General features: G+C 60.3%; 15 protein-coding genes and 1 pseudogene. 11 read left to right on the top strand and 5 right to left on the bottom strand.

Translation table 11 applies throughout. The annotated features are described in order from the left end of the window. Positions 1-54: 54 nt before the first annotated feature. Complete coding sequence (locus tag B5F28_RS12180) at positions 55-1,164, bottom strand: hypothetical protein (protein ID WP_087296150.1); 1,110 nt, start codon at positions 1,162-1,164, stop codon at positions 55-57. 60 nt (positions 1,165-1,224) lie between these two features. Between B5F28_RS12180 and B5F28_RS12175 the strand changes: the two genes are divergently transcribed. From B5F28_RS12175 to B5F28_RS12140, 8 genes are all read left to right on the top strand, one after another. Continuing rightward, the gene (locus B5F28_RS12175) at positions 1,225-1,527 is read left to right on the top strand and encodes a YabP/YqfC family sporulation protein (RefSeq protein WP_158097598.1); all 303 of its coding nucleotides are present in this window, start codon (positions 1,225-1,227) and stop codon (positions 1,525-1,527) included. 1 nt (position 1,528) lies between these two features. Beyond that, positions 1,529-2,689 carry a sporulation protein YqfD gene (locus tag B5F28_RS12170; protein WP_158097597.1) on the top strand — a complete coding sequence of 387 codons (1,161 nt, stop codon included), beginning with the start codon at positions 1,529-1,531 and terminating at the stop codon, positions 2,687-2,689. A 150-nt stretch (positions 2,690-2,839) separates the two neighbouring features. Beyond that, positions 2,840-3,811: a PhoH family protein gene (locus B5F28_RS12165; protein ID WP_058966360.1), complete on the top strand. Its 972-nt coding sequence runs from the start codon at positions 2,840-2,842 to the stop codon at positions 3,809-3,811. A gap of 32 nt (positions 3,812-3,843) precedes the next feature. After that, positions 3,844-4,344, top strand: coding sequence for an rRNA maturation RNase YbeY (gene ybeY, locus B5F28_RS12160; RefSeq protein WP_087181019.1), 501 nt, complete (start codon positions 3,844-3,846; stop codon positions 4,342-4,344). Continuing rightward, positions 4,334-4,801 (top strand): diacylglycerol kinase family protein, encoded by a 468-nt coding sequence (locus B5F28_RS12155; protein ID WP_087296147.1) that lies wholly within the window; start codon positions 4,334-4,336, stop codon positions 4,799-4,801. The genes ybeY and B5F28_RS12155 overlap by 11 nt, the downstream gene beginning before the upstream one ends. Positions 4,802-4,808: 7 nt before the next feature. After that, entirely contained in the window at positions 4,809-5,708 is a 900-nt protein-coding gene (gene era / locus B5F28_RS12150; protein ID WP_247643484.1) for a GTPase Era, read from the top strand. Between the two features lie 6 nt (positions 5,709-5,714). Then, positions 5,715-6,470 carry a DNA repair protein RecO gene (recO, locus tag B5F28_RS12145; RefSeq protein ID WP_242956205.1) on the top strand — a complete coding sequence of 252 codons (756 nt, stop codon included), beginning with the start codon at positions 5,715-5,717 and terminating at the stop codon, positions 6,468-6,470. Between the two features lie 41 nt (positions 6,471-6,511). Continuing rightward, positions 6,512-8,893: an endonuclease MutS2 gene (locus B5F28_RS12140; RefSeq protein WP_087296145.1), complete on the top strand. Its 2,382-nt coding sequence runs from the start codon at positions 6,512-6,514 to the stop codon at positions 8,891-8,893. Positions 8,894-8,983: 90 nt separating this feature from the next. Here B5F28_RS12140 and B5F28_RS12135 read toward each other — a convergent pair whose 3' ends face one another. After that, entirely contained in the window at positions 8,984-9,748 is a 765-nt protein-coding gene (locus tag B5F28_RS12135) for an EAL domain-containing protein (protein ID WP_247643485.1), read from the bottom strand. Here B5F28_RS12135 and B5F28_RS15185 point away from each other — a divergent pair. Together B5F28_RS15185 and B5F28_RS12130 are read left to right on the top strand one after the other, a co-directional pair. Continuing rightward, the gene (locus B5F28_RS15185) at positions 9,635-9,907 is read left to right on the top strand and encodes a hypothetical protein (RefSeq protein ID WP_242962346.1); all 273 of its coding nucleotides are present in this window, start codon (positions 9,635-9,637) and stop codon (positions 9,905-9,907) included. The two genes, B5F28_RS12135 and B5F28_RS15185, sit on opposite strands and share 114 nt — an antisense overlap. Before the next feature lie 91 nt (positions 9,908-9,998). Further along, positions 9,999-10,340, top strand: a complete 342-nt coding sequence (locus B5F28_RS12130; protein WP_058966348.1) for a helix-turn-helix domain-containing protein — start codon at positions 9,999-10,001, stop codon at positions 10,338-10,340. 157 nt (positions 10,341-10,497) lie between these two features. Here B5F28_RS12130 and treC read toward each other — a convergent pair whose 3' ends face one another. Together treC and treP are read right to left on the bottom strand one after the other, a co-directional pair. After that, the gene (gene treC / locus B5F28_RS12125) at positions 10,498-12,156 is read right to left on the bottom strand and encodes an alpha,alpha-phosphotrehalase (protein WP_087296143.1); all 1,659 of its coding nucleotides are present in this window, start codon (positions 12,154-12,156) and stop codon (positions 10,498-10,500) included. A gap of 10 nt (positions 12,157-12,166) precedes the next feature. Continuing rightward, positions 12,167-14,098 carry a PTS system trehalose-specific EIIBC component gene (gene treP, locus B5F28_RS12120; RefSeq protein ID WP_087296142.1) on the bottom strand — a complete coding sequence of 644 codons (1,932 nt, stop codon included), beginning with the start codon at positions 14,096-14,098 and terminating at the stop codon, positions 12,167-12,169. A gap of 233 nt (positions 14,099-14,331) precedes the next feature. On the opposite strand from treP, the gene B5F28_RS12115 reads away from it, so the two are divergent. Beyond that, positions 14,332-15,063: a UTRA domain-containing protein gene (locus tag B5F28_RS12115; protein ID WP_087296141.1), complete on the top strand. Its 732-nt coding sequence runs from the start codon at positions 14,332-14,334 to the stop codon at positions 15,061-15,063. Positions 15,064-15,168: 105 nt separating this feature from the next. On the opposite strand, the pseudogene B5F28_RS15180 reads toward B5F28_RS12115, so the two are convergent. Then, a pseudogene (locus B5F28_RS15180) lies at positions 15,169-15,336 on the bottom strand (dihydropyrimidine dehydrogenase); the annotation flags it as partial.

Raw genomic sequence — 15,336 nt, 5'->3', positions numbered from 1 at the left:
CTTATGCGGTCGGGGGAGGCTTTTTTCTCGCTCTCAGTTTCGAATAGAATCGGATCAGTCCCGGCGGTTTCGTTGCCCCGCTCCCTGTCGTATTCGGCGGCTGCCCCGTTCCAGCCGGAACAGTACCAGGCAGCAGAAGGCAAACAGTACCAGTGCGGCGTCCGGCGCGGTGCGGGTGCGGCAGATCACCCGGGGGGCAAGGGTGCTGATCACATCAGCAGCACCGGGAAGCCAGTGAAGAAACAGCCGGAAAAAGCAAAGCGAAAGTCCCAGGTGCAGCGGGCGTGCCGCGGCAAGCGGCCAGAGGGGCAGCTCCGGGCAGAGCAGCGCCCGCACCTGCAAAAACACCGAAAGGCTCTGCACGCTCAGTGCGGCGCAGCAGGCCATGGCAGCACAGCTGGACAGCGCTGCCCCTGCCGCACAGCCGCTGGTCACCTCCAGCCCGGCGCAGAGGGCATAAAAGCCCGCCGCATCCAGCGAAAGGGCCTGTGCGGCGGCTTCGCACAGAAAACGGAAAAACACCACAAAGCCACACACGACCAGCATGGAATGCACCGCGCTTTGAATCGCCCCCACCAGCCCGGCGGCTTCCCCGGCCGCAGGTTCACTTGCGCCGACCGGTGCGGACGAAGCCTTTCCGGGAAACAGCGCCAGCACGAGCCGGAACACCAGTGCGGTGCACGCGTTGGCTGCCAACATGGCCCCCAGCAGGCAGATCCCCAGCGGGGCGCTGTCCAGCATCAGAAGCCCCACGGTGTTCACCACAAAAGCCGGGCCGGAGCCCACTCCGCCCACCAGCAGCAGCATGGCCTGTCTGCGGTCCAGCACGCCCTGACGAAAGGCCCGGGAAATGGCTGACGCGGCCACCGCAAAGCCGCCCAGCCAGCACAGCAGCAGAACCGTGGCGGCCCGCCGTTGCCGGATGCCCAGGCCCAGCCGGGTCACCGGGCAGAGGGCAAGGCCCAGCCATTCGGCCAGGGGGCTTTCCAGAATCAGACCGGTGACCACAAAAAAGGGAAACAGAGCCGGAATCACCTGAAAGGCGCAGCTTTTCAGCCCCTCCAGCACGCCCTGTGCGCTGGGGCCCGGCAGGCAGGCCAGCAGGCAGAGAATGCCCAATGCCGCCGCACCCAGGGCAAGGCCCTTGCCGTCAAATTTCTTCATAACATGTTCCTCCCTCGTCGTATATATGCGTGTAACGGGCTGAAAAGGGGGCGGGCTGCGGTGAAGCGCAAACCAAAACAGATAAAAGAACCGGCGGGCCGGATTCTGCGGGATCTGTTCCGTCAGCCGGCGGCGGATTTTTACGCGCAGCCGATGCTGCACATCAACTGCTACGGACAGGTGCAGGTGGAGAACTGCCGGGAGATCCTGCTGTACGACAGCAGCCAGATCCGGCTGGACATGGGCCGCTGGGAGGTGACCCTGTATGGCGACGGGCTGGAGCTCTGCGCCGCCAGCCGGGGCCAGCTGCTGTTGCGGGGCTGGGTGCTGCGCACGGAATTTTCCTACAAGGAGGGGCAATGAGATGGCAAAGCTGTGGAGCGGGCTGTTTGCCCGGGTGCGGTTTGTGGCGCTGGGAGGGCGCTACGAGCGTTTTGTGAGCCGGTGTGCACAGGCGGGCATTCCGCTGTCCCGGCTGCGGCCGGTGCCGGGTGGAGTGTGTGGTGTGATGCCTGCCCGCTATTATAAACAGGCTGCGGCGCAGGCGCGTCCCTGCCGCACCCGGCTTCGGGTCAGGCGCCGTCAGGGGCTATGGTTCCGGCTGCGGCGCTACCAGGGCCGCTGGGGGCTTTTGCTGGGGCCGCTGGCCTTTGCGGCGGTATTTGTGCTGATGCAGCAGATGGTCTGGTCCATCCGTTACGATACGGCGCTCACCCCGGCACAGCGCTCCGGCATCTGGCAGGCGCTCTACTCCATGGATATTTACGAGGGGGCCTTTTTAAACCAGACCCGGCTGCGCCAGGCGGAAAAACAGCTGCTGAACCAGAACGACGGCCTGGCCTGGGTCTCGCTGAACTTTTCCGGCGGGCGGCTGGTGGTGGAGGCCGCCGCTGCCCAGCCCCAGCCCGCGGTGGAGGATAATGCCTATACCAATCTGACCGCTCTTACCGACGGGCTGATTCTGGAAATGAATGTGCAGGAGGGCTTTGCGGCAAAGCAGCCGGGCCAGACGGTGGCAGAGGGGGAGGTGCTGGTCACCGCAGGGAAAAAGGATTATGACGGCGTTCTGATTCCGGTGCATGCCAAGGGAACGGTGCAGGCCCGCTTTGCCCGCAGCTACCAGTGCACCCAGCCGATGGAATACCAGAGCCGGCTGCCCACCGGCCGGGTGTGGAGCTGCTTCAGTCTGCGGGCGGCGGATCAAAGCCTCGTTCTGCCCGCCCGGCAGGCCGGTGAGCTGGACCGCTGCATCACCACCCACCGGCCGCTCACCCTATTGGGCTTTGCGCTGCCGGTTACGGTGGAGGAGCAGCTGGTGATGGAGCAGCAGAGCGAGACGGTGCGGCTGAGCGAGGACCAGGCCCGGGACAAAGCCCGCCTTGCCTGCCTGCGCCAGCTGTTCCGGGACTTCCCGGACGCACGCATCCTGCGCCAGACCGAGGAGGTTTCGGCCGATGAAAACAGCGTTACGGTCACGGTGATTTTGCAGGTGGAGGCCAACATCGCGGCGGCAGAGCAGATGTGAAAGGACATACGAAAAATTTTGTTGGTTTTTAACAGTTCCATTGCAAAAATTTTGTGATATAATTACTGATGAAATACTATGCACAAATCTGTTAAATCGCAGAATTTGGGCAAAAATACAGCAAAAAACAAACAAAAGAGCAGGTGTACAATGGCCGAAAAACTGATTGAACTGAACAGTGTGGACACAGCGCTTGCCATCTTTGGCAGCTGCGACGAAAACATCCGTTTGCTGGAGGGCGAATTCGGGATCACCGCGGTGTGCCGCGGCACCCAGATCAAGTTCACCGGCGAGCCGGAGGGCGTGGCCGCCGCAGGCCGTGCGGTGGACGCGATGCTCACGCTGCTGGAAAATCATACCCCCCTGGAGGAGCAGACGGTGCGCTACTGCATCAGCCTGGCCGGTGCAGGGGAGGAGAGCCGGGTGCAGGAGCTCACCGAGGACTTTGTGGCCATCACGGCCAAGGGCCGTCCGGTGCGCCCCAAGACCCTGGGCCAGAAGGAATACCTGAATTCCATCCGCAAAAACGCCATTACCTTCGGCGTGGGGCCTGCCGGTACCGGCAAGACCTACCTGGCGGTGGCCATGGCGGTGAAGGCCTTCAAGAGCAAGGAGGTCACCCGCATCATTCTCACCCGCCCGGCGGTGGAAGCGGGCGAGAAGCTGGGCTTTCTGCCCGGCGACCTGCAGAACAAGGTGGACCCCTACCTGCGCCCGCTGTACGATGGCTTGTATGACATGCTGGGCCCCGAGACCTTCCAGAAGCTGCAGGAAAAGCAGAGCATCGAGGTGGCCCCGCTGGCCTACATGCGCGGCCGTACGCTGGACGATGCCTTCATCATTCTGGATGAGGCCCAGAACACCAGCCCTGAGCAGATGAAGATGTTCCTCACCCGCATGGGCGTGGGCAGCAAGGTGGTGGTCACCGGCGACGTGACCCAGATTGACCTGCCGGACAAGGCCCGCAGCGGTCTGGTGGATGCGCTGAGCGTGTTGAAAAACGTGGAGGGCATCGGCCGGGTATATTTCAGCGAAAAAGATGTGGTCCGCCATCGTTTGGTGCAGCAGATCGTAAAAGCATATGACCGGGCCGCCGCCGCGCGGTCCCGCAGGAATGGGTGATCGTACCCCATAGAACAGCGAGGAGAGAAGCTATGTCGAACAAAGTTTACATCACCAACCATCAAAAAGCCGTAAAGATCCCTTCCGGGCTGCGTATCCTGATCCGCCGCAGCTGCAACGCGGTGCTGGAATATGAAAAATTTGAAGGTCCTGCCGAGATCAGCGTCACCTTTGTGGACAACGCAGCCATCAAGGAGCTGAACGCCCAGTACCGGGGCAAGGACATGCCCACCGACGTGCTCAGCTTTCCCCTGGGCGAGAACGGCGTGTACGACAAAAACGAGGACACCGGCGCCAGCCTGCTGGGCGACATCGTGATCTCGATGGAAAAGGCCATGGAGCAGGCGGAGCTCTACGGCCACGCGCTGCAGCGTGAGGTGGCTTTCCTGACCGTTCATTCCATGCTGCATCTGCTGGGCTACGACCATGAGGCCGGCGGCCTGGAGGCGGTGCGCATGCGGGAAAAGGAGGAGGCCGTGCTGATTCAGCTGGGCCTGCCCCGCACCGTTTCCTACACCACCGATGAAATCTGAGCTGCGCCGCTTTCTGCGGGGCTTTCGCTACGCGGCCAGCGGGATATGGGCGGCCCTTCGCGCCGAGCGCAACCTGCGCTTTCATCTGTGCGCGGCGGTGTACGTGCTGCTGTTCAGCCGCTTTTATTCCTTCAGCCGGGCGGAGTATGCGCTTTTGTTTCTCTGCATCGGCGGTGTGATGAGCCTGGAGCTTGCGAACAGTGCGGTGGAACGGGCCGTGGACCGGCCGGATGCCGCCCACTGGGCCGCCGCGGGCCTTGCCAAGGACATGGCGGCGGGAGCGGTGCTGGTGTTCAGCCTGGCCGCTGCTGCAGTGGGCCTTGTGCTGTTCTGGCAGCCCGCCGTGCTGGCGGGCATTCCGGGCTGGCTGGCGGACCATCCGCTGGCGCTGGCGCTGTTGGCGGTATCGCTGCCCTGCGCTGTGTGCTTTGTGCTGCAACCAAAAAAGAAAGGGTAACTGAACCGTGCAAACTTCTTCTGTATTCGTGGCCCTGGTGGGCCGTCCCAACGTGGGCAAATCCAGCCTGACCAACCGGCTGGTGGGCGAGAAGGTGGCCATTGTCACCTCCAAGCCCCAGACCACCCGTACCCGCATCACCGGCATCGTGACCCGCGGCCCGGTGCAGTATGTGCTGCTGGATACCCCCGGCGTGCACATCCCCCGCACCAAGCTGGGCGAGCGGATGAGCAAGGCCGCCAGCGATTCGGTGGCGGATGTGGATGTGAGCATGATGCTGTTTGAGCCCTACGGCGACTTCACCGAAGCCGAACAGGCCATGCTCAAGGCGCTGAAGTCCAACGGCGGCCCCGCGCTGGCCGTCATCAACAAGACCGATACGTTGAAGAACGAGGCGGATCTGGAAATCCGCCGCCGCCAGCTGAGCGAGCTGGGCGTGTTCGATCAAGTGCTGTCCACCAGTGTGCGGGAAGACAAGGGCTGCGAGGAGCTGTTCGACGTGCTGGCCCGCTACGCGGTGGAGGGCCCCCATTTCTTCCCGGATGACGCCTACACCGATATGCCGGAAAAGGCGCTGGTGAGCGAGATCCTGCGGGAAAAGATGCTGTTGAACCTGCGGGATGAGATCCCCCACGGCATCGCCGTCACGGTGGAGCGCTTCAAGGAGCGGCCGGACAAAAACATCATCGACATCGACGTGAACATCTACTGCGAGCGCAAGAGCCACAAGGGCATGGTCATCGGCAAGGGCGGCCAGATGCTGAAAAAGATCGCCAGCCAGGCCCGCCTGGACTGCGAGGACTTCCTGGGCGCCAAGGTGAACCTGCAGTGCTGGGTCAAGGTGAAGGATGACTGGCGCGATTCCGACTTCCTGCTCAACGACTTCGGCTTCAAGCAGACCAACTGACCGGCCATGGCAGCGGGAATGCAGCTGGTGACACCGGGCCTTGTGCTGCGGGAGGTAAAAATCGGCGAGGCGGACCGAATCCTCACGGTGCTCACACCGGAGCTGGGGGTCATTTCGGTGTCCGCCAAGGGCAGCCTGCGGCTGAAAAGCAAGCTCTTCAGCGCCTGCGGGCTTTTTTGTTATTCGGAATTTACCCTGTTCGCGGGCAAGAACATGTATCTGGCCAACGACGCACAGGTGAAAAAGGTGTTCTTCGGCCTGCATGAAAGCGTGGAGGCCATGGCGCTGGCCATGTATCTGGCTGAGCTGGCGCTTACCCTCTCGCCGGTGGGCGGGGAGGCCGAGGCGCTGCTGCGCCTCACCCTGAACAGCCTGTATCTGATCAGCGAGGGCAAAAAGCCCCTGCCTCAGATCAAGGCTGTGTTCGAGCTGCGCGCGGTATGCGAGGCCGGCTTCATGCCGGATCTGCTGTGCTGCCGCAGCTGCCAGAAATACGACGGCGGCGACTTCTATTTTGACGGGTCGGCCGGGCTGCTGCTGTGCGCCGACTGCGCGGCACGCCAGAATAAAACGCCCAACCTGGACCCCGCCGCCCTGCTGGCGCTGCGTCACATCGCTCTGGTGGAGGATAAAAAGATCTTCAGCTTTTCCATCCCGCCCAAGAGCATGGAGGCGCTGGGCCGGGTCACCGAGCGGTATGCCCTGCAGGTGCTGGACAAGCCCCTGAAAACCCTGGATTTTGTGCATACCATGCTCAGCTGACCGGTGCGCCTGTTTTTTTAAATAGTTATGAGGAGCGATCCATGGAAAAAAGTTATCTGAAAACGCTGGAGCTGGAAAAGATTTTGAATCGGGCAGCCCAGCTTGCGGTCTGCCCGGAGGCCCGCACCCTGCTTTTGGAGCAGGATGCCTTCGAGACCGTGGAAGAGGTGCGCTACGCCCTCTCCCAGACCGATGCCATCAACACCCTGCTGCTGAAAAACGGCAGCCCTCGCTTTGGTGGGGTACAGGGTGTGGACAAGGTGGTGAACCGGGCGCTGAAGGGCGGTATCCTCTCGATGGCGGAGCTGCTGGAGGTGGCCGGTGCACTGCGCAACTTCCAGAACCTGGTCAGCTGGTACCACATCACCGAGCACGACATGCTGCCGGTGGATGACCTGTTCTATGCCCTGACCCCCCAGCCCACTCTGGAAAAGAACATCTCCAGCGCAATTCTGTCGCCGGAGGAAATGGCGGACACCGCCAGCAACACCTTGTTTGAGATCCGGCGCAAGATCCGGGCAATGGAAAATTCCATCCGGGACAAGCTGGATGCCATCATCAAAAACAGCACCACCAATAAGTTTTTGCAGGACGCGGTGGTCTCGCTGCGTAACGGCCGCTTCGTGGTGCCGGTCAAGGCCGAGTACCGGGGCGAGGTGGGCGGCGTCATCCACGACGTATCCTCCAGCGGCTCCACCGTGTTCGTGGAGCCCACAGCGGTGGTGGAGGCCAACGCCAAGATCATGCAGCTGCGCAGCCAGGAGAAAAGCGAGATCGAGCGCATTCTGGCCGCCTTCACCGATCAGGTGGCCTCCATCGAGCCGGTATTCAACTTCAGCTATCAGGCCATGCTGAACATCGACGTGCTGCTGGCCAAGGCCCGCCTGGCGTTGGAGCAGCAGGCCTACATGCCCCAGGTAGCGGACAGCATGTGGTTTGACCTGAAAAAGGCCCGTCACCCCCTGATCGACAAGGACAAGGTGGTTCCGGTGGACGTGGCTCTGGGCAAAGAGTACGACACCCTGGTCATCACCGGTCCCAACACCGGCGGTAAAACCGTTACCCTGAAAACCGCGGGCCTGCTGTGCGCCATGGCCCAGCACGGCCTGCTGATCCCGGCCCACGAGCAGAGCACCGTCTGCGTGTTCAGCGAGTATCTGGTGGACATCGGCGACGAGCAGAGCATCGAGCAGAGCCTGTCCACCTTCTCGGGCCACATGAAGAAGATCACCGGCATTCTGGACAATGCCTACAAAAATACTCTGGTCCTGCTGGACGAGCTGGGCGCGGGTACTGACCCCGCCGAAGGCGCGGCGCTGGCGGTGAGCATCATCGAGCAGCTGCGCATTCAGGGCGCCCTGATCATGGCCACCACCCACTACTCCGAGATGAAGGTCTTCGCGCTGGAGACCCCCGGTGTAATGAACGCCAGCTGTGAGTTCGACGTGGAGAGTCTGCGCCCCACCTACAAGCTGAGCGTGGGCGTGCCGGGCAAATCCAACGCCTTCCTGATCAGCGAGAAGCTGGGCGTGCCGCCCCGGGTGATCCAGCGGGCCCAGACACACCTGACCAACGACGACAAGCGGCTGGACAGCGTGCTGGCCCAGCTGGATGACCTGAAGCTGCAATTGAAGGCCAGCCAGGATGAGGTGGAAAAGGCCAAGACGGAAGCCGAGCACAAGCTGGAATCCGCCCGCAAGAAATACGACGCACTGGTCAAGCAGGGCGAGACCGAGCTGGAGGCTGCCCGTTTGAAGGCCCGGCAGATGGCCCAGCAGGTGCAGGACGAGGCCTACCGGCTCACCGATGAGCTGCGCAAGCTGCAAAAGGACGAAAAGACCAGCGCTGCCCAGCGCGCCGCCCGGGCCCGGGAGATCGCCCGCAAGGAGACCGAGAGCCTGTACGGTAAGACCGATGTGGTGCACAACGTGGTCAAGGAGTTCGTGCCCCTCAAGCAGGTGAAGGTGGGCCAGGAGGTGGTCATCGCCGACATCGAGCAGACTGCCACCGTAATGAGTTTGCCGGACCGGAACGGTCTGGTGGAGGTACGTGCAGGCATCCTGAAAACCAAGGTGCCGCTGTGCAACCTGAAAGCGCCGGACAAGCTGAAAAAGCCGGCGAACAACGGCAAACCCAAGCCCCAGCCCCGCAGCACCACCGTGCAGCGGGTGCAGCGCAAGGCCAGCATGGAGATCAACCTGCTGGGCATGACCGTGGAGGAGGCCCTGATGGAGACCGACCAGTTCATCGACCATGCGGTGATGAACGGCCAGACCATGGTGTACCTGATTCACGGCAAGGGCACCGGCGCACTGCGCAAGGCCATCCACGCCCATCTGCGGGGCCACCGCAACGTGAAGAGCTTCCGTCTTGGCCAGTACGGCGAAGGCGAGGCCGGCGTGACCGTGGTGGAGCTGAAGTAAGCAAAAATAAATACAACAAACAAAAGCGCCGGGCGCTGCCTCCCTTTTGGGAAGGCTGCGCCCGGCGCTTTTGTTTGAAAAGACTAGGGACTAAAGGATAAGCGGGTGCGTAGCTTTAAGAAAATTATGAAGCTCGTTTTTGGGCATGGGTCTGGCCAGAAAAAAGCCCTGCATATAGTCGCAGCCCAAACGTTCCAGCATACTGTATTGCGCCATGCTTTCCACGCCTTCGCCTATCACGGTAAAACCGAGCTCATGGAGCGTAGGAATCAGATTCTTTACCAGTGACGTATAGGAGGGAGAATGGGGCAGTGGATGGATAAACGCTTTGTCCAGCTTGATCGTGGAAAAGGGAAGAACGGCCAGATAACGCAGGCTGGAATAACTGGAGCCGAAATCATCCAGACTGAAGCTGACGCCCAGTGCACGGATCTGCTCCATGCGGCAGGCCAGCTGTTCCACGGAAGCAGCCGCCACGCTTTCGGTCAATTCCAGCTCCAGACGCTCAGGCCGCACACCGGTATGGTGCAGAATCTGCTCCAGCATGCGAAGAAACTTCGGTCGATCCAGCTGAAGCGGTGAAAGGTTAATGTGCAGGGTGAGTGGAATTGCCTGCTCCTCCAGTTTGGCAAGCAAACAGCAGCCCTCCTCCAGCGCAAACTGCCCCAGCGCTGCAATGCGGTCAGTTTGTTCCGCCAAGGGGATAAAGTGTTCCGGTGAGACTGTTCCCAGAAGGGGATCATGCAGCCGGAGCAGTGCCTCGCAGCGGGAAAAACACCGGGCAGAAGCCTGCCAGATGGGCTGATAACAGAGGGAAAAACCGGCCTGAGCCGGTGGAAGCTGCAGCAGCCGCAACAAGCGGTCTCGTTTGCCAGTGGGAAGGGAATTGCCGCAGGGAGAAAGATTCATAGCGCTCAAATCCTCTTTTGCAGAATTAAACAGGTCTTTCAAAATTCACGGGAAAGGAAATCTGTTGTTTCGATTGTATCATATAACACATATAAAAATCAATGATTATCATATATTTCTATCACTGTATTGGCCGGGCGTTTTCCGTTAGAATATACAAAAGAAGATTCAAAATGAGCTAAAGAAGGACGAACAATTGAACAAGAACATCGACCCGAGGGTACGGGATGCGGCCGCGAGGTTACGTAAGATTCGGGAAATGAAGGGCCTTACACGGGAAAAATTCTGTGAGCCGTTGGGAGAAAACAGTGAATATTGGGGCCTGATTGAACGTGGGGAACAGGCCATCAGCCTTGTAAAGCTGTTGCAGGTATGTGAGGTCTATGGTATCCCCATTGAGAGTGTAATCCAGCTGAATTATGCAGAGGAAAATGACGAACAGCTGCGAATGAGGATCGGCGAGCTGTTGCAGCAGTGCCATGGCCGTCAACTGGAGGTCGTGAAAAAATTCATCCAGGACATTGCTCTGAGTCTATGAATAGACGGGGGCAGACAAAAATAAAAGAAAAAACCGGAGGAACCGCCTGTGAACTGCACCTCATTTGTTAGACAGTATGATATACTGAATAACAAATGGGGTGCAGTTCATGTTGCAGGGGTCCTCCGGTTTTGTTTTTGAGGCAAAAATCCTCTGTTCAGTTGCCGTCGGCTTCCCGAATCAGCAGCACCGATTCATAGGGACGCAGTTCCCAGTCGGCGGTGGGAGTGCTGTCGCCGTAGTTGGACAGCAGCACACGGTAGCCCTCCAGCGACACCGGGCAGTGCCAGTTGCAGGCAGCCCGGTAGAAGTTATTCACGCACAACAGGCTCTGGCCCTTGTATTCCCGCCGGTAGGCCAGCACCGAGGGGTGCTTCTGGTCCACCGGGGCAAAATCGCCGTAGGCAAACACATCGTATTCCTTACGCAAGCGGATCAGCGCCTTGTAGTAGGCAAAGATGGAATCCGGGTCCTCCACCTGGCTGGCGGCGTTGATGCGGCTGGTGTTGGGGTTCACACTGATCCAGGGTGTTCCGGTGGTGAAGCCGCCGTTTTCCCCGGCGGTCCACTGCATGGGGGTGCGGCTGTTGTCCCGGGAGTGGATTTTCAGAATGTTGTAAACGCTCTCCTCGGAAAGGCCCTTGTCCCGAAGAATCTGGAAATGATTCAGGCTTTCCACATCCCGGTACTGATCCAGCCGGGTGAAGCCCGCGTTGGTCATGCCCAGCTCCTCGCCCTGGTATACATAGGGGGTGCCCCGCAGGCCGTGGATCACACCCGCCAGCATCTTGGCGGATTCCTTCCAGTATTCGCCCTCGTCGCCGAAGCGGGAAACCACACGGGGCTGGTCGTGATTGCACCAGAACACCGCATTCCAGGCGTTGTGAGCGGCCATGCCCTCCTGCCAGGAGAAGAGCAGCTCTTTCAGGCGGCCAAAGTCCGCGGGAACGATCACCCATTTCTCGTTGCCCATGAAGTCCACCTTCAGATGATGGAAGGAGAACACCATGGAAAGCTCGCCGCAGTCCGCACCGGCGTACCGGAAGCAGTTCTCCATAGAGGTGGAGGACATCTCGCCCACGGTCACGATCTCCGGGTCCTGGCCGAAGCTCTCCCGGTTCAGCTCCTGCAAAAATTCGTGGATGCGGGGGCCGTCGGTGTAGAAGTGGCGGCCGTCGCCCAGCTCGTCGTCGGCGTATTCGCCCTTGCTGATCAGGTTCACCACATCGAAGCGGAAGCCCTTCACGCCCTTGTCCATCCAGAAGCGGACGATCTGCTGTACCTCACGGCGCACGGCGGGGTTTTCCCAGTTCAGGTCCGCCTGGGTCTTGTCGAACAGGTGCAGGTAATACTTGCCCACCTGGGGCGCGTATTCCCAGGCGCTGCCGCCAAACTTGCTCTGCCAGTTGGTGGGGGCGCTTCCGTCTGGCCGGGCGGGGCGGAAGATGTAATAATCCTGATACACCGGGTCCCCGGCCAGAGCCTTCTGGAACCAGATATGCTCGGTGGAGGTGTGGTTGAACACCATGTCCAGCATCAGGCGGATGCCCCGGCGCTCGGCATGCCGGGCCAACGCCTCAAAGTCCTCCATAGTGCCGTAGCGGGGGTCAATGGTCCGGTAGTCCGCCACGTCATAGCCGTTGTCGTTCTGGGGAGAAACGAAGAAGGGGGTCAGCCAGATGTAATCCACGCCCAGCTCCTTCAGGTAATCCAGCTTGCTTGTCACGCCCCGCAGCTCGCCCAGGCCGTCACCGTTGGTGTCCAGAAAGGACTTGGGGTAAATTTGATACACAACACTTTTCTTGAAATCCTGCATAAAAAACGCCTCACTCAAAGCGAATGATGGGGGTGGTGCCGGCCTGTGCGTCCATGCCGGTCTCGAAGGAAAGGGTACGCCCGGCGGTTTCCGGCACCACCACAGCGGTGATGGTGGGATGCCCGGCGGCGCGGATTTTCTCCAGATCAAAGGAGATGAGTTTGTCGCCGGTTTTCACCCGGTCGCCCACCTTCACGTGCAGCTCGAAGCCGTCACCCTTCATGGCCACAGTGTCCATGCCCACGTGGATCAGCATCTCCATGCCGTTGTCTAGGGTCAGGCCGCAGGCGTGCTTGCTGTCTTCGATCACAGAGGAAACGGTAGCGTCGGCGGGAGCCACCACGAAGTTGCCGGTGGGGTCGATGCCCACGCCCTCGCCCAGAATGCCTTGGGAAAAGACCTGGTCAGGAATCTCGCTCAGGGGAATCACCTTGCCGGAAAGGGGAGCCACCAGCAGGTCCTCCTGAGGGGCAGCTTCCGGCTCGGCAGCGGGAGTGGTTTCTGCGGCGGGAGCTGTGGCAAGGCCCCGGTCAGCGGCAGAGAGACGGCGGCTGCCCACGGCGATGGTCAGACCGAAGGGGATCACGATGGCAGCAGCCATTGCAATCAGGAAGCCCAGCCAGTATTGGGGCTTGATGGACAGGATACCCGGCAGACCGCCCACGCCGATGGAGTAGGCCTCCACCTGGAAGCTGGTGGCGATCACTGCAGCCACCGAGGAACCGATCATGCCGCATACCAGCGGAAAGCCGTTTTTCAGGTTAACGCCGAACAGGGCAGGCTCGGTCACGCCCAGATAGCAGGAGATGCAGGCGGGAATGTTTACCTGCTGGGCCCGCTCGTTCTTCTTCTGCAGCACCGACATGGCCAGCACGGCGGAGCCCTGCGCAATGTTGGAAAGGGCGATCATGGGCCACAGGATGGTGCCCTGATACAGATTGACCAGCTGGGAGTCGATGGCGTTGGTCATGTGGTGCAGGCCGGTCATAACGATCGGCGCGTAAATCAGGCCGAAGACCGCGGCGAACAGCCATTTGACCTGAGAAGTCAGGCCCATGTAAACCACGGCGGCGATGGCGTCACCGATTTTCCAGCCGATGGGGCCCACGATGGTGTGAGCGATGGCCACGGCGGGAACCAGAGAGCAGAAGGGAACCACGATCATGCGCACCACTTCCGGGCAGTGCTTCTGCCAGAATCGCTCCAGATACACCAGCACGAAGCCTGCAAGCATGGCCGAGATCACCTGACCCTGGTAGCCGATCATGGAGACCTGAGCAAAACCGAAATCCCAGACCGGGATCTCCGTGGCGGTGGCCACCGAGAAGCCGTTCAGCAGCTGGGGAGAAACCAGGGTAAGGCCCAGCACGATGCCCAGAATCTGGGTGGTGCCCATTTTCTTGGTGATGGACCAGACAATGCCCACCGGCAGCATGTGGAACACCGCTTCGCCGATCAGCCACAGGAAGTTGTAAACGCCGGACCAGAACTGAGAGATGTCCGCCAGACTCTGGGTGCCGTCCGCGAAGAAGTTGATTTCGCCGATGATGTTGCGGAAGCCCAGGATCAAGCCGCCGCAGATCAGCGCCGGAATGATGGGGGCGAAGATTTCGCCCAGGGTGCCCACGATGCGCTGGGCCAGCGACTGGTTGCTGGTAGCCGCCGCCTTCACCGCGTCCTTGCTCACGCCCTCGATGCCGGCAAAGGCGGTGAACTGGTTGTAGAAATCCGCCACATCGTTGCCGATGATGACCTGGAACTGGCCCGCCTGGGTGAAGGTGCCCTTCACCGAGGGCAGTGCTTCGATCTTGTCGGTTTCGGCCTTGGCCGGGTCCACCAGAACAAAGCGCATCCGGGTCATGCAGTGGGACACCGCCCGAATGTTTTCCTTGCCGCCGATGTGCTGCAAAAGAGCTTTCACATCGGCCTGATAATTCGCCATGGTGCGTTCCTCCTCAAAGTTTTTGTGTTGCCGGGCGTTTGTGTGCCCGTTCTTTCTGCATGTTCAGAATAACACACTTGTTTAAACAAGTAAATAAGGCAAAAGGCCGAAGCTTCGGCCGGGTTTTTGGGCAGATACACGATTTATCGAAGGTCGAATGGCAGCGGCTTGACGGGGCCCGGAATGGGCGATATAATATTATGATTCAAATGTTCAAACAAGTGAGGGAGACTATGCCGCGCCAGAAGTTTTTGCAGATCTATTCACAGCTCAAGCAGCGAATTGAATCCGGGGAATATCCGGTGGGCCAGCTGCTCCCCTCAGAAAATACCCTGATCGGGGAGTTTGACTGCTCCCGAAACACGGTGCGACGGGCCATCTCGGAGCTGGTGCGGGATGGTTATGTCCAGACCCGGCAGGGCTGGGGCGTCTGCAACATCTTCCAGCCCATCGAGCATTCCTCCTATACCATGGGCATGATCGAGTCCTTCCGGGAAACAGCCCGCCGTACCGGCCAGACCAGCACCACCCGGGTAGTAGCCTTTGACACCTGCATGGCAGACCAAGCCATCGCCGCCCAGACCGGCTTTCCGGTGGGGGAAGAGCTGTTTGCCTTGCATCGTATCCATGATCTGGACGGCGTGGCCCGCATTCTGAACATCAGCTACCTGCGGCGCAGCTGCATGCCCGGCCTCACCCGTGAGATTGCCGAGGGGTCGTTGTACCGCTATCTGGAAGAGGAGCTGGGCATGTCCATTATCACCAGCAAACGAACCTTCACGGTGGAACTGGCCACCCCGCAGGATAAAAAATGGCTGGACCTGGGCGAATATAATTGCCTGGCAGTGGTGGCAAACCAGGTGTATAACAGCGAGGGCATCATGTTTGAGTATACCCAATCCCGGCATTATCCCGGCAGCTTCCGCTTTCAGGATAACGCGGTACGCCGCCCGGCGGAATCCTGACCATGACAAAATATCCCTGTCTCTGCGTTCACGCGCAGAGACAGGGATATTTTTATCTGAAAAAAGGCGGTGCCATTTCCGGCACCGCCTTTTGTGAAGCATTGCTTACTTGTTCTTGCTCTTGATGTACTCGTCAATGGCCTTGGCGGCATGCTTACCAGCGCCCATAGCAAGAATAACGGTAGCTGCACCGGTCACGGCGTCACCGCCGGCGTACACGCCCTCGCGGCTGGTCAGACCGTCGTCGCCGTTGGTCACGATGCAGCCGTGGCG

This window comes from Gemmiger sp. An194 (assembly GCF_002160145.1).
Taxonomy (GTDB): domain Bacteria; phylum Bacillota; class Clostridia; order Oscillospirales; family Ruminococcaceae; genus Allofournierella.
The sequence above is the reverse complement of the archived record's forward strand: the minus strand, read 5'-3'. Positions and strand labels throughout refer to the sequence as shown.